Annotated in this window: 15 protein-coding genes; 5 read left to right on the top strand and 10 right to left on the bottom strand. The window is 65.6% G+C overall.

The genetic code is table 11. The features are described 5' to 3' along the window. Together IC50_RS42795 and flbT are read left to right on the top strand one after the other, a co-directional pair. Positions 1-194, top strand: a 194-nt coding sequence (locus IC50_RS42795; protein ID WP_210161542.1) for a hypothetical protein, incomplete at its 5' end; no start/stop codon positions are given. A gap of 211 nt (positions 195-405) precedes the next feature. Next, positions 406-846: a flagellar biosynthesis repressor FlbT gene (flbT, locus tag IC50_RS18365; protein WP_035707889.1), complete on the top strand. Its 441-nt coding sequence runs from the start codon at positions 406-408 to the stop codon at positions 844-846. Between the two features lie 90 nt (positions 847-936). Here flbT and IC50_RS18370 read toward each other — a convergent pair whose 3' ends face one another. The 9 genes from IC50_RS18370 to IC50_RS18410 all read right to left on the bottom strand — a co-directional run bounded on the left by IC50_RS18370 (position 937) and on the right by IC50_RS18410 (position 14,613). After that, positions 937-2,442: a pyridoxal phosphate-dependent decarboxylase family protein gene (locus tag IC50_RS18370; protein ID WP_035707736.1), complete on the bottom strand. Its 1,506-nt coding sequence runs from the start codon at positions 2,440-2,442 to the stop codon at positions 937-939. After that, positions 2,439-3,692, bottom strand: a complete 1,254-nt coding sequence (locus tag IC50_RS18375) for an ATP-grasp domain-containing protein (protein ID WP_035707739.1) — start codon at positions 3,690-3,692, stop codon at positions 2,439-2,441. Before IC50_RS18375 ends, IC50_RS18370 begins: the two co-directional genes overlap by 4 nt. A 1-nt stretch (position 3,693) precedes the next feature. After that, the gene (locus IC50_RS18380) at positions 3,694-5,322 is read right to left on the bottom strand and encodes a hypothetical protein (RefSeq protein ID WP_193374133.1); all 1,629 of its coding nucleotides are present in this window, start codon (positions 5,320-5,322) and stop codon (positions 3,694-3,696) included. A 10-nt stretch (positions 5,323-5,332) separates the two neighbouring features. Continuing rightward, positions 5,333-6,115 (bottom strand): hypothetical protein, encoded by a 783-nt coding sequence (locus IC50_RS18385; protein WP_035707747.1) that lies wholly within the window; start codon positions 6,113-6,115, stop codon positions 5,333-5,335. A gap of 71 nt (positions 6,116-6,186) precedes the next feature. Continuing rightward, complete coding sequence (locus tag IC50_RS18390; RefSeq protein WP_035707750.1) at positions 6,187-8,070, bottom strand: flagellar protein; 1,884 nt, start codon at positions 8,068-8,070, stop codon at positions 6,187-6,189. 21 nt (positions 8,071-8,091) lie between these two features. Further along, positions 8,092-9,975 (bottom strand): flagellar hook-associated protein FlgK, encoded by a 1,884-nt coding sequence (gene flgK, locus IC50_RS18395; protein WP_035707752.1) that lies wholly within the window; start codon positions 9,973-9,975, stop codon positions 8,092-8,094. 34 nt (positions 9,976-10,009) lie between these two features. Further along, positions 10,010-12,262: a flagellar hook-basal body complex protein gene (locus IC50_RS18400; RefSeq protein WP_035707755.1), complete on the bottom strand. Its 2,253-nt coding sequence runs from the start codon at positions 12,260-12,262 to the stop codon at positions 10,010-10,012. Between the two features lie 269 nt (positions 12,263-12,531). Then, positions 12,532-13,044 carry a peptide-methionine (R)-S-oxide reductase MsrB gene (msrB, locus tag IC50_RS18405; RefSeq protein ID WP_035707758.1) on the bottom strand — a complete coding sequence of 171 codons (513 nt, stop codon included), beginning with the start codon at positions 13,042-13,044 and terminating at the stop codon, positions 12,532-12,534. Between the two features lie 87 nt (positions 13,045-13,131). Beyond that, the gene (locus tag IC50_RS18410) at positions 13,132-14,613 is read right to left on the bottom strand and encodes an NAD(P)/FAD-dependent oxidoreductase (RefSeq protein WP_035707761.1); all 1,482 of its coding nucleotides are present in this window, start codon (positions 14,611-14,613) and stop codon (positions 13,132-13,134) included. A gap of 93 nt (positions 14,614-14,706) precedes the next feature. Here IC50_RS18410 and IC50_RS18415 point away from each other — a divergent pair, with 93 nt between their 5' ends. The 3 genes from IC50_RS18415 (at position 14,707) to IC50_RS18425 (ending at position 16,490) form a co-directional block, all read left to right on the top strand. Continuing rightward, the gene (locus tag IC50_RS18415) at positions 14,707-15,243 is read left to right on the top strand and encodes a SixA phosphatase family protein (RefSeq protein WP_035707764.1); all 537 of its coding nucleotides are present in this window, start codon (positions 14,707-14,709) and stop codon (positions 15,241-15,243) included. Between the two features lie 55 nt (positions 15,244-15,298). Continuing rightward, the gene (locus tag IC50_RS18420; RefSeq protein ID WP_035707892.1) at positions 15,299-15,724 is read left to right on the top strand and encodes a universal stress protein; all 426 of its coding nucleotides are present in this window, start codon (positions 15,299-15,301) and stop codon (positions 15,722-15,724) included. A 370-nt stretch (positions 15,725-16,094) separates the two neighbouring features. Beyond that, on the top strand, positions 16,095-16,490 hold the full coding sequence (locus IC50_RS18425) for a hypothetical protein (protein WP_244429605.1): 396 nt from the start codon (positions 16,095-16,097) through the stop codon (positions 16,488-16,490). Positions 16,491-16,815: 325 nt separating this feature from the next. Here IC50_RS18425 and IC50_RS18430 read toward each other — a convergent pair whose 3' ends face one another. Continuing rightward, positions 16,816-17,193 (bottom strand): hypothetical protein, encoded by a 378-nt coding sequence (locus IC50_RS18430; protein WP_035707766.1) that lies wholly within the window; start codon positions 17,191-17,193, stop codon positions 16,816-16,818. Positions 17,194-17,258 lie beyond the last annotated feature (65 nt).

Consider the following 17,258-nt stretch of genomic DNA (forward strand, 5'->3'; position numbering starts at 1 on the left):
TTCTGCGTGGTGGCGAGCAGATCGGCGGTGGACTGGAGAGAGAGCAGGTTCTGGCGAACCGACGAGGAGAGGACGATACCGGACATGACTCTGTTACCTTTCTGGTAAACGACGCTACTGTTACGCGTCTGCTTGGATCGAGATTGACCCAGCGACCGCCGGACCGTGGCGTCGAGACTTCTAACGAAGCATGAAATGAAACCCGCGCTTTTGCCGGGTCGCGCGTGATTCGGGCGCGAAAGCCGCGCACGTCGTCCCACCGCCGCACAGACATGCCATTGTGAAGATTGGGCTTTTTCTCGCGAATGCCGGAGATTTACAGCTCGTTAACTAATTCCGAGCGAGAATCACGCCTTGATGAGCCGCAACGAACGCTCGGTTACGAAAGCGTTGATGGAGAACAGCATGGCCCTCAAGGTCGAGCTCAGACCGCACGAACGCATCATCGTCGGCAACTGCGTGATTACCAACACGGACCAGCGCGCCCGCCTGCTGATCGACGGCGACAACGTGCCGATCCTGCGCGAGCGCGACATCCTCACGCCGGAGACCGCCAATACGCCCGCCAAGCTGGTCTATCTCGCGGTCCAGCTCATGTACATCTCACCGGATCCGCAGACCCAGCACGGCACCTATTTCAACCTGGTGCGCGACATCGTCACTGCGGTGCCGAGCTCCTGGCCGATCATCGAAGGCATCAACAACAACATCCTGAACGGCGACCTCTACCGGGCGCTGAAGGACGCCCGCAAGCTGATTGCCTATGAAGAGAAGCTGCGGGATCAGTACGCGGCGGCGCATCCCCAGGCGGAAGCGGACAAGGCCGACGTGAGCTCCGCCGCCTGACCACACGCTTTCGCGCGCCCAAGCCGCGAGCGCGAGCGAACGACAACGGCCCCGGATCGCCTCCGGGGCCGTCGTCGTTTCAGGCATGCATCAATGCTGCTGCGCCGCGAGCGGCGGTGCCTCGACCTCGATCAGTCCGCCGCAGCTCCGCCGTCCGCCGAACTCCAGCACGGCCGCAACCAGCGCATCGATGTCCGCCTCCATGGTGCGGTGATTGACGATCGCGGCACGGATCGCAAGCCTGCCGTCCAGCGTCGTGCTCGACGGCGCTGCGACGCCGGACTCCTGGACATCGGCGACAATCTCGCGATTGACCGCATCATCGGCACGATAGCGGAAGCAGACGATATTGAGATTGACCGGCGCCAGCAATTCCAGCCGCGGCTCGGCCAGCACGCGCGCCTCAAGGTATTTTGCGAGTGCACAGCTTCGTGCGATCACCGCTCCAAGCCGGTCGGTGCCGAACGTCTTCAGCGTGAACCATGTCTTCAGCGCGCGAAAGCCGCGCGACAGATCGGGGCCGAGATCGCAGGGCCAGACTGCGCCCGCTGCAAGCCCCCTCGCCTCGCGGCGTAGATAGGCCGCCGGCTGCGCAAAGGCCTGCCGATGCCGCTCGCCGTCGCGCACCAGCAGGAAGCCTGCGTCGTAAGGCACTTGTCCCCATTTGTGGAAGTCGAGTGCGATGGAATCCGCGAGCTCGATGCCGCCGAGCAGCGGCGCAAGCTCGGGCGACAGGATCGCGAGCGCACCAAAAGCGCCGTCGACATGAAACCAGATTCCTTCCTCGCGGCACAGCTCGGCGATCGCGCGGAGATCGTCGATCGCGCCGATATCGACGGTGCCGGCGGACGCGACCACCAGGAACGGCTTGAAGCCGACCTCGCGATCAACGGCGATCTGCGCGCGCAGCGCGGCAACGTCGATGCGATGGTCGGCATCGACACCGATCTTGCGCAGCGCATCGGTACCGACCCCGGCAACGTCCATCGCCCTGGAGACGCAGCCATGCGCAGCCCGCGACGTGTAGGCCGTGAGCAGCGCACCGTCAATGCCGATGCCGTGCTGCCGCGCCAGCGTGCCGAGCGCATTCGTGCGCGCTACCAGCACCGCCATCAGATTGGCCATCGACGTGCCCGTGACGAAGATGCCGCTCGCACTGTCGGGGAAGGCGAACAGGCGGCGCATCCAGTCGACGATCTGGCGCTCGACCTCGACCGGCATGTGGTCGCGCCCGCCGAGATTGGCGTTGAGGCCTGCCGCAAGCATCTCCGCGAGCATGCCGACCGCGGTGCCGCCGCCATGCACCCAGCCCATGAAGCCGGGATGGACGTTGCCGGTCGCATACGGCGCGACATGTTCGGCGAATTCGCGATAGACCTCGGCGAGGTCGCTCGCCTCGCGCGGCACGTCGGCCCTGAATGCAGCACGGACGTCATCGGGGATCGGCCGCCAGACGGGCCGCGCCCGAACGTTGGCGATGCCGTCGATCGCCTCGTCCAGCATGCGATGGGCCAGCGCGCGAAATTCGCTCCAGTCCTGCGGATCGAGCGAGGTGCTCGTGACGGAGCTTTGCGTGTTGCGGACGATCTCGTTCATGCTGCGCTCTCCCTGCCCGCCTTTGCGTATCGCGACAGCATCGCCGTGAACGCGGCAAAGATCTTGCGCATCTGCGGCGGCTTGTAAGGGAACACGACTGGCGAATCCATGTTGTGCACGACGGCGGTGTTGTCGGCTTCGAACACCAGCAGCTCGCCCTGCTCGTTCTCGGCGCAATCGACGATGAAGTAATCGAGCCCGACGCGCCGGCTCATCTCTTCGAGCGCGCTTCTATGGCGCGCGGCGAAGGCGTGGTCGAAGTCGCGCATGAAGACGGCTTCCTCGGCCCGCTTCTCCTCGCTGAATGCCATGTAGGCGTTGAGATACCAGATGTCCCAGCGGTCGGCGATCGCCATGTGGCAGGCGTAAGGCTTGCCGTCGACCATGGCGAGACGGTATTTGCGGTAGAGTCCGTCGGGGCTCACATAGTCGACGAAGCGCGCGACGAAGAAGCCCTGCTCCTTTCGTTCAGCGAGATAGGCCGCGAGCGCCGCCGCATCATCGAGCTTCGCGAGTCCGACGCCGGCATGCGAGCCCCGCGGCCGCGCGATGATCGGAAAGCGCAATTCGCGCGCGATGTCCTCGCAGGCGATCCGGCCCTGGGCGAGTTCAGACAATTGCGCGCGCGTCGCGTGGATGGTCGCGGGAATGTCCAGACCCGGCACGCCAGCCAGCAGCCGGTACAGCTTGTCGCGATCGAGATTGCCGATGCGATCGGGGCGGTTGAGCAGCGGCCGCGGCCAGTGCGGCGCGGCCCTTTCGATCAGCGCGAGCGCCTCGCGGCATTCCTCGGAATCGGATGCGACCACGATGGCAACGTCGTGCTCGGGCAAGTTTTCCGGCAGACCGGTGCCCTTGACCACATAGAGGGTCAACAGCTCGATGTCGGAGCCTTCGAGCAGGAATTCGATCGGCGTGTTGCCGCCCATGTCGATGTCGGCCGCAAGCGCGAGCACGCGCAAGCCCGGCTGCGGAGCCGCGCTGGCCGTACGAAACAATTGATGAAACGTCAGCACCTCGGACTGGATCGCGAGCCCCTGATCCTTGTCGCCCAGAAGCTGGGTGATCAAGGACAGATCCAGCCCTTCGCCCGCCAGCGCCGTCCCCGCCGCGATCCGCGCCACGAGCTGGTCGCGCAACGGATGCAGATCGACGCCTTCGAAAGCCTGGCGCGTCAGCTGCGCAAAGCCGATGCGGTCGGCATAGTTCGCCGCAGTCAGGCCGATCGGCGCGGAAACTGGATGCTGCATCTCACACCTCGAACGCGGACTTTGCCGGCACGGCCGCGGTTGCGCCACGGTCGAGCAGCAGCTCGATCTTCACCAGGACATGAGCGATGCGGTCGAGGACGTGCTGCACGTTGCGTCGCGCCTTGATCGTGTCCGGCGACCAGCTTTCGGTCACGAGCCGTGCGCCGACGCAGAGGCGCAGCGCGGCCTGCGGCGTCTCGTCCTGCCGCTCCAGCCGGACCGGCTGGCCGATCAGGCAGCGCTGCGCGGCGACCTCTCGGTCCGCCGTGCTGCCGCTGATCTCTTCGCCCATGTCGCGCGCCAGCGCACGATGAACGGCGGAGGTCTTGGTGATCGAGACCGGTTTGCCCTGGCGCAGCAGCGCGAAAGGAAAGATGGTGGGTTGCGCGAATTCCTCGTCGTCCGCATCGGTCATGTTGATCGCGGCTGGAACAGAGCGAAATGACGGCGACAGCGCGATCATGCTGTCGATGCCGGCGGCGAGCTCAGCAAGCATCTCGGCGCGGAAAACTGCGGGCACTGCGTAGTAGCTGCCGATCTCGGTCAGCGCCGCCTCCCAGCGCAGCCATTGACCGAAATTCGGCCGGCGCTCGAAGCGCGAACGCAGCTCCGTCCAGGCCACCGGCCAATCGCAACGGCCGGCGTAGTCGACGATACCAGGCGCGATCCCCTCGCCGCGGTCGAGCGACCGCGAGAGCCCTTTCGGCACCAGCAGCGCACCGCTGAAGGCGGGCCCACCGAAGAATTTCGAGCCGGTGATCAGCACCATATGGCCGCGGTCGAGATAAGAGCGCAGCCGGCGGCGGCCGAGCCGGGCCTGGCAGGCATCGACGACGATCTGGACCTTGCGCGGCCAGCGCCGCGCGATCTCGTCGAGGCAGGCCGCGCTCGGCGCGCGCCATCCGAGCTTCGAGGAATCCATGATCTGAAGCAGCACGGGCGCGCCTTGCGCGATCGTCGCCTCGACCGCATGCAGCACCGCGGCATCGGCGTCCGCGCGCGTCGCGATCCCGCGCGCGGCCTCGCACAACGGCAACGCAACACTGGCGCCGGCGAGCCCGGCAACAGCGCCGTCCTTGCGAACCGCAAGGCCGCTCGCCGTCATGGAGCTGAAATGGTGCCCGCGGGAGGTATGGATCGTCCCGCTTCCGGTCTGGTCGGCGCCGACCACGATCGTCACCGGCCGTGCGCCGAGTATCGTGCGCGCCAGGAACAGGGCGTGGAGCTGCGAGTCCGTGCCGGAGGGCGAGAACACCACATCGACGCGCGGCGAGAGCTGGAGATGACCGCGTAGCTCGTCGCGCATGTCCTCGCAGCGTGCGTCGAAAGCGACTTCGACCTCGTCGAACAGGCACTTGTGCATCAGCTCTTCGCGCGCCTGCGCGGCACGGTCATAGGCGCGTTGCGAGATCGTCGATGCGGTCGAGGAGGCGAAATTCCAGATCTCCGGGTCCGGCGAGGCCGCGCAGCCATAGGCGTTGGCGCGACCCTTGGGATCGAGCGCGAGCCGCGGATCTCCGCCGGAGACGAGCAGCATGTCGAGCGGCGTGAAGAGATCGCGCAGGCGGTAGCGCGAACCGCCGTCGGACGCGCGTCCCGGTTCTGACACGCGGGATGCGCCGCCGCTCATTCCGGAGGGCTCACGCCGCGGCATCGGCCGTCGCAGGCACGACTGCGAATTGCGAGGCGATGTCGCCGCGGAACACCGACGGCCCGACGTGATCGAGCGAGCTGTGAATGTCGGCCCAGATCTCGCCGCCGATATTGGTCCAGCGCTTGCAGAAGGCGAAGTCCTCGGAAAGATACGTGCCGGTCGCCGGATCGATCATGCATTCGAACAACGCAAAGCGGTTCTGGCTCGCGGCCAGCGTGTCATGCGAATGCTCGCGGAAGAACTGCAGGCCGGCATAGTCCGGGTGGCGGCACATCGCCTCCAGCACGTGGCGCCGGATCATCAGGAAGCCGGTGCCGGCATAGCGCACGCGGGTGAAGCCGTTGACGACGACGATGCGGTCGGGATCCTCGATCTCGAGCACGTAGTCGAGCGAGGCCGCCGGCACGTCGGTCCGGCCCGACTGGATCGCACGGGCGGCCTTGTCCCAGTTGACCCGCTTGATCGGATAGCAGCCCGCAACGACGTCCGCTCCGCATTCGATCAGCCGGAACACCTGCTCCGGCTTGAACCCGATATCGGCATCGATGAACAGGAAATGCGTCGCCTTGGGATCGTCCAGGAACATCGCGACCAGGTTGGCCCGCGCTCGCGTGATCAGCGCGTCGCCGTCGCGCAGATGCACCTTGAGCTCGAGATTGGACATGCCGTGCACGGCGCGCTGCAGCGCGAAGATCGAGCTCGCATAGATGCTCGACACCTGCCCGCCAAAGCATGGCGTGGCCACCACCAGTTGCATCCTGTCCGACATCGACCGCCCCGCCCCGCTCCAATCCTCACCAAGAGGTAAAGAGGCATGGTTAACGGCGCCTTAACGCGCCCTTACAGGAACTTGACGAGCGAGAGCTGTGCGAGGTTCGAGGTCACCTGGTAGGACGCCTGCAGCGCATTCTGGAGCGCCAGGATCTCGCTCGCGACCTGGTCCGGCGAAGCCGATTCCGCCTGGTCGATGATGGTCTGGAGCTGCGCCTTGGCCTGGGTCTGGCGCGTGGAGGCGTCCTTCATCGTGTTCTGGGCCATCGCGATGTCGGTCTGGATGTCCTCGATGCGCTGCTGGCCGGGCTGCTGGGTCAGCGCCTGCGTCACCCGCAGGCTCAGCGCGGCGACCTGCCCGCCCGAATACTGCCCGGTCGGCGAGGTCGAGAAAGTCCCGAACACCGCGATCGCCTGCAATTGCCGGCGGATCGCGTCCTCGTTGGCCTGGGCACCATACTGCACCGTGACGGAATCGTCGACCCGCGCCATCGCGGTGGAGCGCGCCGAGCCGGGCCCGTCATTGCCCTGGTACCATTTCACGGTGTTGGCCGAGCCGTTGACCAGCGTCGTCGCCGAGTTCGCCGGCGAGGAACCGACGCGCAGCGGCGGCTGCGCGGCGGTCACGGGCGTCGAGCCGAAGCCGAGCGAAGCAAGCGCGCCGGTATTCGAGCTGTTGATGTTCAGGCTCGCCGCATCGTCGGTGTTGATCGTGATCGAACCGCCATGAACCGTCGAAGGCTTCGATGTCCCCGTGATCTGGTCGATCTTGGTCAGCAGGGTCTGGATGCTGTCGCCGACGTTGAGCTGGTCGCCGGTCGCGCCCGAGGCCACGAAGGTCAGCGTGGTGCCGTTGATGGTGATCGTATCGCCGGCGACGAAGCCCGGCGAAATCGAATCCGAGGGGCTCGCGCCCGACAACGCCGTCGCGCCGGTGACGGGCGCCGGCGGCGCCGCCTGGCTGTTGACGGGCGTGCCGATCGCAGAGCTCGCGGTATTGAAGAAATTGTCGCCGGCGGTCACGGCGGACGCTGCGACCAGCGAGGTGTTGGCGAGCTTGGTGATCGCGGTGTTCAGCGCCGTGTTGAGGTTCGCGGCGGTATTGTCCGGGTTGACCGGGACACTCGCATCGATCGCGAAGCTGCCGACCGGCGTCGGCGTCGCCGTCGAGGCGGTCAGGTCGATCTGCTCGGTCGTGCCGTCCGGCAGGGTGAACTGGATGCTGAGCTTGTCGCCGTTGCCGGGATTGTTTCCGTTGAGGTCGACCGAGAACGACACCGGCGAGCCGCTGGGGCCGGTGACGGTCGCGCCCGTCAACGTCGAGGAGACCGCCTTGAGCTTGAGACCGAACGGCGAGCCTGCGACGTCTTCCGAGACCTGGATCGAGCTCGGCGTCGGCTGCGTCTGCACCAGCCGCCCCATGCCGTTGGCCCCCAAATCGGCGGCCTGGCGCTCCGCCATCACGGTCTTGAAGCCCGCCTGCGTCGTGGTGCCATTGATGATGTCGCCGGCATCCGCGACCGGCTGCGTGTTGGCGGCGGTTCCGGAGAACAGATAGCGGTTGCCCGACTGCGTGTTGAGCACGCCGACCATCGAGCCGAACTGGGCGGCGGCGGTGTTCTGCGCGATCGTCTGGCCGTTGACGTTGAGATCCTGCGCGGTGTTGGCCGAGCCGGTCTGCACCGTGTTGCGAATCGTCGTCAGCGACTGCAGCGCGGTATTGGCGAGGTTGATGCTCACGTTGACGTTGGTGATCGTGTCGGTATAGGCGGCGATGTTGGAGAGCTGCGCGCGCCCGGCGATCGCAAAGCCCTCGTTGGTGCCCATGCCGGAATAGTTCTGCGACAGCTTGCCGGTCGAGAGCTGCGTCGACAGGTCGGTGAGCTGCTGATTGATGTTGCGGATCTGCGCGCCGAGAACCGACGAGGAGTAGTTGATGCTGCTGATCGACATGTTTCAGAGCCCTGTTACCAGTTACAATTGAGCCTGGAGCAACGTGTTCATCATGCTCTGCACCACCGACATCACGTGAGCGTTGGCGGCATAGGCATTCTGAAGCTGGATCAGGTTCGACATCTCCGAGTCGAGATTGACGCTGGAGGTCGAGTTGAACTTGGCCTGCAGCGTCGAGACCACGACGCTCTGGCCCTGCTGGAGCTGGGTGGCCTGCGTCGCGGCGTTGGCCTGCACGCTCAGGAACTGCTGGAGATAGTTCGAGACGCTGCCGGTGAAGGGCTGGCTGGCCGAGCCGAGACCGCTCTGCGGCGAATAGGTGAACACCGCCGAGGTGAGCTGCGAGTAGAGATAGTCCGAACGCGTGGTGTCGCCCGCAGGCGTCACCGGCGAGGTGTTGTACACGGACATCCTGGTCGGGTCGGCGACCAGCTGTGTGTTCACGGCGATGCGTCCGGCAAGGCCGGTCAGCTGCGAGCCCGAGGCGGTGATCGCGCCGGTATAGAGCGCCTGTCCGCCGTCGGTGAACAGCGGCAATTGCGGATTGCCCGAGGTCAGCGACGAGATCGTCTTGCTGATCGAGGTCGAACCGATCTTGGCAAGGCCGGTGTTGTCATCCGTGATCCGCAGCGTCGTGGCGGTCGCCGGTGACGGGGCAGCGGCGAAGGTCAGATGCGAGCCGGACAGCGCCGTGTTGAGCGCCGAGGCGATCGCACCCATGCCGCCGGAGAAGTTCACGCCGATCCGCATCGGGTTCGCGTTGGTCGCATTCTGGAGCGGCAGCGCCGCCGGATCGGTCACGTTGACCAGCGTAATCTGGCGCTGGGTGTTGGTCGCCGTGTCGGTGTAGGTGATGGTCGCGGTGTTGCCCGGTTGCGCACCGGCGAGGTCGATGTCGAAGCCGGCCGGCGGACCGGACACCCCGGTGCCGGCCGTGGTCTTGTCGGACAACGCGCTCGACATCGTCGCGGCGAGCTGGTCGATCTGGTTCTGCGCCTGCACCAGCGTCTGGTCGCGCAGCTTCAGATCGGCCGCGATCTGGCCGGACGAGACCACGCTATTGGCGACGACGTCGAGCTGCGAGCCGTTCGGCAGCTTGATGGTGAGCGCGCCGACGCCGGACTTGGACGGGTCGATGTTGTAGAGCGAGGTCGCCGAGAGCGCGCCGGCGGAGGCAAACGAGAATTCCGAGGCGAGCCCGGCGCCGACCAGCTGGATGCCGGTCGTGGTGTAGATGTTGGCCTGGTTCGAGTTGTCGGTGGTGACGCGGACGTCGACATATTTCGACAGCGTGTTGATGGCCTGGTCGCGCTGGTCCATCAGCGTCGCGGCCGAGGGATCGTTGGCCGACAGGCCCTGCAGCTTGGTGTTGATGTCGGCGATCTGCCGCATCGCCGCGTTGGCGGCCTGCGCCGAGGTGCCGAGATCCTGCTCGACATTGGAGCGCAGCGACTGGATGCCCTTGGTGGTGACGTTGAGCTGGGTGGCCAGCGCCTGCGCCGCGCCGAGCGCAACGGTCTGCGCCGACGACGCACCCGAGCTCGTCGACAACGCCTGCAACGCGGTGGTGAAGTTGTTCAGCGCGGTTTCGAGCGTGCCGCTGTTGCCCGGCGTGCCGTAGACATTCTGAAGCTGCTTCAGGATGTTGGCCATCTGGTCGGCGTAACCGCTGCCGCCGGTTTCGGTGCGCAGCTGGTTCAGCACGAAGGCGTCGAGCTCCCGGCTGACGCCGGTCGTCATCACGGTCGAGCCGAAATCACCGGTGGTGACCTCGATCTGGTTCGGCGTCTGGACGACGTAACCCGGCGTCTGCGAGTTCGCGACGTTCGAGGAGACGATCGAGAGCGCGGCCTGGTTGGCACGCAGGCCGCTCATCGCACTGGCGAGGGCTGAACTCAAACCCATGTTACTTGCCGCCTTTGGTTACGTCACGCGCCGATCAGCGCAATACGTTCAGGAGGTCCTGCACCATCGAATTCGCGGTCGTGATCACCTTGGTGTTGGCCGAGTAGGCCTGCTGGGTCACGATCAGCTTGGTGAATTCGTCGGCGATGTCGGTGTTCGAGCCTTCCAGCGACGAGCCGCTGATGGTGCCCGAGGCGCCGTCGATGGCGTCTCCCGACTGTTCGGTCGCGGCATAGGCGCCGCCGTCCATCGCCTTGAGGTAGTTGGTGCCGTTGAAGTGCGACAACGAGACCTGTGCGAGGTTGAGGTTCTGGCCGTTCGAGAAGGTGCCGACCACGACGCCGTTGTTGTTGACGGCGACCGAGCGGAGCTGACCGGCGGCATAGCCGTTCTGGGTGATGGTGTTGATGGTCACCGCGCCGCTGGTGCTGGCATATTGCGTCAGCCCGCCCGAGGAGATGTTGAAGGCGACCGAGCCGAGCGACTGACCGCTGACGGTGACGTTGTTGATGGTGATGCCCGAGCCGCTCGGCGAGGTCAGCGAGCCGTCGGCGGCAAAGGTGAAGGTCTGGCCGGTGTTGACCCAGCCGACGGTGGTGCCGGTCGCGTTCGGATCGGTCTGGTAGAACAGGTTCCAGCTGTCCGAATGGCCCGCGCCCAGCGAGGCACTGTCGGTCTTGGCCCAGCGCAATTGCAGGTTCACCGGCGTGCCGGCGGCGTTGTACGCGGTCACCGCGCCGCCGCTGATCGATTCCTTGGTGAAGGTGTCGATGTCGTTGCCGATCACGCCGCCGGTGCCGGCGGTGCCGCCACCGTCGCGGTTCTTGGTGATGGTCGAGGTGAAGCCGAGCGCGGAAAAGGCCGCGCTGTTGGAGCTCGACACCGAGAGGTTGGAGACGGTGCCGGTGTTCAGCGTGATCACGCCGCCGCTGCTGACCGACGATCCCGAGGCGCCGGAGAGCGCATCGATCTTGCCGAGCAGGGTCGTGACGTTGTCGGTGACGTTGATCTGGTTCGGGCCCGAGGCGCCCGAGGCCATGAAGGTCAGCGTCTGACCGTTGACGGTGATGGTATCGCCGGCGGAGAAGCCGGATGTGAGCACCTGGGCGCCGCCGGCGGTGGCCGAGCCGCTCAGCACCGTTGCGCCCGAGATCGCCGGCGAGGACAGCACGTTGCCGCCGCGCGTCACGCTGCTGATGCCAAGCGCGGTCGCCGCCGTGCCGCTGCCGACCGCCACGTCGGTGCCGGTGCCGGTCGAGATCTGGATATTGCCGCTGGCGGAGAGCGAGGCCGTGACGCCGGCGCCGCCGGCGGTCTGGATCGCGTTCAGGATGTCTGCCACCGTGGCCGTCGTGCCCGCGCCGAGACCGATCGTGGTGTTGCTGCCGACGGTCGAGACCGTGGTGCTGCCGTCGAAGGTGATGGTGTTGCCGTTGATGGTCAGCGTCTGGCCGCTCAGCGCGGTGAGAATGCTGGAGGCGAGATGCGTGCCGACCGTGTTGTCGAGCGATGTGGTGGTCGAGGCCACCGCAGACGAATTGTTCTGAAGCGCGACCGTGCCCGTAGCCGTCGTCGACGAGTAGGCCGAGCGGATGTTGCCGGTTGCAGCCGCGCCTGACACCGTTGCATTGGCATAAGGCGCCGGCGGCGTGCCGACCGGCAGCGGGTTGGCGGCGAAATCGGACGGGTTCAGCCCGCCGGCCGCCAGCAGCGTGCCGGTCGACGCGGTCGTTTTCGCCACGGTGTTCGGCTGGGTCGGCAGGTTCGCCGCGTACTGGATCGAGGTGGTCGCCTGCGCCGGAATGAAGTTGTTCTGGAATTGCAGGACGTTCGCGACGCTGCCGGTCGGGTTGCCGGTCTTCGGATCGACCGTGACGCCCATCAGGTAATAGCCGGCGCCGTTGACCAGATTGCCGTTGGCATTGAGCTGGAAGTCGCCGCGCCTCGTGTAGTAGGTCACCCCCGTGAAAACAGGCACGTTGTCGACGACGCCGCTCGCCTTCTGGATCGAGAAGAAGCCGTCGCCGGTGATCGCCATGTTGGTGGCGACGGTAGAGCCCGAGATCGTGCCCTGCGTGGTGATGGTGGCCTTCGCATTGGCCGTCACGCCGCCCGCGACCTGCTTGCTCGGAACCGAGGAGTCGGGAATGAGATCGACGAAGCTGGTGCCGATGCCCTTGTAACCGGTGGTGGACGAGTTCGCGATGTTGCCGGAAATGTTCTGAAGCGCGTAGGACTGCGCCTGCAGGCCACCCACCGAGGTGTTCATTGCATCGAAGATACCCATAACTTTGTCTCCAAATCCCGATCTCGGCGGCCGGTCGACCATGGCCGCAATCGGGAGAGACGTCGCAAGGGCTATGCCAATGCGGGTATCTTCAGTAAATCAATGACTTAATGAAAAAGCCCCGGCCTGATGACCGGGGCACAATTGCCGGGACCGGCAACAATTGCCGGGACATGAGGTCATTCCGGGGCGGTCCGCAGGACCGAACCCGGAATCTCGAGATTCCGGGTCTGGTCCTTCGGACCATCCCGGAATGAGGGCTTGATTGCCTAAGTCGCCGAAGCCGCAGCCGGATGGAAGACCAGCCCGAACCCGTCGATGCAGTAGCGCAAGCCGGTCGGCTTGGGGCCGTCGTCGAAGACGTGGCCGAGGTGGCCGCCGCAGCGCCGGCAATGCACCTCGGTGCGCAGCATGCCGTAGGTACGGTCCTCGGTCTTGCCGACATTGCCTTCGATCGGCTGGTAGAAGCTCGGCCAGCCCGTGCCGCTCTCGAACTTGGTCTCGGACGCAAACAGCGGCAGGTCACAGCCGGCGCAGGCGAAGATGCCCTTGCGATGTTCCTTCAGCAGCGGGCTGGAGCCGGGGCGCTCGGTGCCGTGATTGCGCAGGATTTCATATTGCTGCGGCGTGAGCTGGGCGCGCCATTCAGCCTCCGTCTTGGTGATCTCGAACTTTTCCGCGGCCTTCTCGCCAGCCTCGGCAGGGGTTCCTCTCAGCCAGCGGAAGGCCGAAAGGCCGAACAGGCCGGCAACAGTCGTTAGCAGGATGCGGCGGTCAACCATCTCATTCTCCGTGCGCGGGCAATCCACGCCCTGAGATACGGGCTCTAACGGCCGACGTTACACTTCCGGGCGGGATTTTTCCTGGGCTTATCGCGAGATGCCGGCTTCGTGAGCAGCCGGTTCCGTGCCCTGTTCTCCACCCTGTTCTGTGTCTTGGGCCGCCGGTTTCGGCGGCGGGACCGGCCGCGGCCGAACGCTGGACGGTGGACGGCGCGGACCGGTGCCGGCGGCCCGGTTGGCTTCGGCGAGGCGGGCCTCGCGCACCCTGTCCCTGGCCCTGGCATGTTCGCGATAGCGGGCGAGCGAGCCTGCCACGGCGGAACTTGCCCTGCCCCACATCCCGACCAGCTGCCCCGCGACGCGCCCCGTGGCGCCGCCCGCCCAGACCAGCTCGAACGGCGAGAACAGCCGCCAGCGCTCGTCGCCCCACAGGATGCTGCGCGCGATCATCTGTCCTGCCATGGCGGAGGTGTTCATGCCCTGGCGGCCGAACCCGCTCGCCACCCACAGGCCTTTGCGCAACTGGCCGATCTGCGGCATGCCGTGCACGGTCTGGCCGGTGGCGCCTCCGAACATATCGGTAATCTCGACATTGCCGAGCTCGGGAAAGATCGTGCGGATCCGCCGCCTCACTGCACCCGCGAAGCGCTGCGGACGCGCCGCCCAGGTGGTCTCCGGGCTCTCCCACATCAGCCGGTCGCCATCGACGATCCGGAAATGGTCGACGCCATCGGAATCCATCACCGATCCCCTGAAGGCGATGATCTCATGCAGGCGCTCGCCGAGCGGCGCGGTGACGCCGGCATAGCGCCAGACCGGCAGCAGCGTCTCCGACAGGCGCCTCAAGGGCGCGCCGAGATGAATGTTGCCGGCAAGCACGATATGGGTCGCGCGCAGCCGCGCCGTGGGTGTGACGATGCGCTTGCGGATGCCGGAATGATCGATGCTGACGACCGGCGTGTCCTCGAAGATGCGGGCGCCTGCCCGCCGCGCCAGGGCCGCGAGGCCATGCACATATTTGCGCCCGTCGACCTGAAACGCTTTTGGATAGTACACGCCGTGGAAGTAGCGATCGGTCCTGAGCAGCTCGCGGACGCGATCGACCTGCCAGCCCTCGACCTCGGTATCGAAATCCTCGTTCAGCATCTGCAACCGGCTGATCAGCCGGTCGCCGGCATCGACGTTGGAGACCTCCAGCACACCATCGCTGAGGCCGATTCCCGGCATGTTCTCTTCCGTGGCGTTGGCGCGGACCAACTCGGCGCCTTCCTTCGACAGCGCCCACAATTCGCGGGCGTCCTCGAAGCCGATGCGCTCGATCAGGTCGGCGAGCGGCAACGCGAAACCCGGCATCACGGTGCCGAGCTGGTTGCCGGAGGCGTTCCAGCCGATATGACGGCCCTCGAGCACCGCGACGCTGGCTCCGATCCGGGCCGCCTCCAGCGCGACGGAAAGGCCGGCAAGCCCTGCACCGATGACGCAGATGTCGGCATCGAGATCGAACGACAGCCGCACGCGATCGCGAAAGCCGGCTTCTTCCTGGGACACGCTTGTGAAAGTCTCGGTCATGGCGTTTTCTTAAGATACCAACTGGGCGCCTGTCACCTTGTCCTCAACCGGCGTCTGTAGATTATCGTGGACGTGTAACGATTCGAGAATGCCATGCGCCGTTTGATGCTGCTGCGTCACGCCAAGACCGAGACCGACGCGCCGAGCGGCCGTGACCAGGACCGCCGGCTCGACGACCGCGGGCACAGGGATGCCGCGCAGATCGGCGACTGGATCGCCGCCCATCCACCCTTCCCCGATACCGTGCTGGTGTCGCACGCCGTGCGAGCCCGGCAGACCTGGGACATCGCCTGGGAGGCGATGAAGGACCGCGTCCCCGCGCCGCAGGTCGAGGTCCTGCCGGAACTCTACGGCGCCGATCCCGCGGAGATCCTGGAAGCCATTCGTACTGCAACCGCCCCGGCGGACCCAAAGCGGTTGCTGCTGATCGGCCACAATCCCGGCATGCACGAGGTCGCCCTGATGCTGATCGGCGGCGGCGATCCGGCCGGTGCCAAGGCGCTCGGCCACAACCTGCCCACAGCGGGGCTTGCGATCTTCGACTTTGACGTCAAGGATTGGGGTGACGTGGCCTACCGCCACGGCAAACTGGTGCTGTTCGTCAGCCCCAAGCTGCTTCGATCCGCCTGAGACGCGCGGGCGCCGTCTCGACTGGTTGATCAGCTTGGTCAACAGGGAGGCGCAGATGTTCAAGTCCATCCTCGTGCCCATCGACCTCGCCGATACCGACCTCGCCAAGCCGGCGATCGCGACCGCGGCGACGTTGTCGCAGACCTGGAGCGGCACGGTGCGCCTGCTCAACGTGCTGCCGATGACGCCGGTGATGCTGGCCGAATACGTACCGGCCGATTTCGACGAGCAGCAGCGCCAGACCTCGGAGGAGGCCCTTGCCATCGTCGCGCGCGAATCCGGCATCGAGCCTTCCCGCATCTCCAGCGTGGTGCGCCAGGGCGGCATCTATCACGAGATCCTGGAGGAAGCCGCGCAGATGAAGGCCGATCTGATCGTGATGACCTCGCACCGGCCGGCGATGCGCACCTATTTCCTCGGCTCCAACGCCGGACACGTCGTGCGCTACGCCAAATGCTCGGTGCTGGTGGTGAGGCACTAGGGGCGCAGGCAAACTATGGAGGCACCGCGTGCGCGACCAATGGTCTCGTGCCCCGGACGCAGCGCAGCGCTTCTTCAGCGGTGCGCTGCAGAGCCGGGGCCCATGCATCAGCATGCGCTGCGGATTCCTGGGTCCCGGCTGTGCGCAGCAACGCAGGAGCGTTGCAGCGCGTCCGGGACACGCGAGTCGCGCTGCCAGGTGAGCAAAGCGACACCCGGGGCCCGCTCGCGGTGAGAATTCCGGATATCGCTTCGCTCATTTTGGCTGCAAGACAGGGGGTCAAGCACTGGCTCGGAGCAATGTCATGAAGCAATGGTGACGGAGGTGGAGCTACGAGGTCCCGCTCGCGATCGGCGATGCGCTGTGGGACGTGCTGGTCGTGCAACTGGCCGCACTGCTGGACAGGCTGACAGTGCGAAAGGTCATCGCCTTCATCCCCATCGCGATCCTCGTTCTGGCCTACTACCACAGGATCCCGATTCCGCCGGAACTGATGTTGATCGGTGACTTCCTCGCCTATATCGTCGTCTTCTCGGCATTGATCCTGCTCGGCATGATGAGCCGCGTCACGACGATCCTGTTCGATGTCAAACAGTCGGCGGCGCGCATCGCCCTGCTCGCCGGCAGGGTCGTCGCGCATGCGCAGCGCCTGGACACGAGGCATCGACGCCAACGCGGCGCACCGACGAGACCCCGCCGCAAACCCGATCAGCCCGCAGACGGTTGGGCCTATGGCGGCGTGTGGGACCAAGTCTTGGTCGCCTGATTCGACAATAAGGCACCAGCTTGTAGCCGGAATGGAGCGAAGCGTAGTCCCGGCTACAAGACTACGCGACTTCAAACTTCTCGGCGTAGATTCGTAAGAGGCTGGATGTCGAAGACATCTCCAGCCGATAACAGCGCAGTATGTCCAGCGATACGCTGAGCGGTTCCCACTTGTTTCGAATTGACGTTAAGCCCGGCTCGCTTTCGATCAGCGAGGCTGCGAATTGAGCGTGTACTGATAAAGGTCCGCTTCCCAGGGCGAAGCGGGAGGTTGCTTGGCTCAGCAATGTTCGACCGCTTTTGACCCATCTGCGACATGGGCAGGTTCAGCCGACCGGCTGGCAGTAGCCGCGGATGACAGTACCGTCGCGTTTATGCGCCTTAAGCGTGCCGTCGACGCGGTTGATGAAACCTTGCCAGACAGCGGTCGGGTCGAACAGATGTTGCCAAATGTTGCCGAGCGTCAGCGCCGTCTCAAAGAATAAGTGCGCATCCGTGACGTGGACGGCCAAATTGCTTCCGAATGTCCGAGAGTGCATCGTCCCCTCGTCCAGATTAATGATGACCTGTTCTCCGTTCATGTAGACCGGGTTGCGCTCGTCACCCGCAAGGCCTCGCGCCCAGCATTTCAGATCGATCGTCTCGGCATGTGCAGCCATTGCAGCTAGCAGCGCCGCGACGATGATGGTTGCTTTCAGCTTCACAGTTTATCTCGTCGCTCTGTGACGGCCCTGCCGGGGGTCGGACACGGCAGGACATTCGATGACCT

Origin of the sequence: Bradyrhizobium genomosp. I (2014) (genome assembly GCF_000261685.1) — a bacterium.
GTDB lineage: Bacteria > Pseudomonadota > Alphaproteobacteria > Rhizobiales > Xanthobacteraceae > Bradyrhizobium.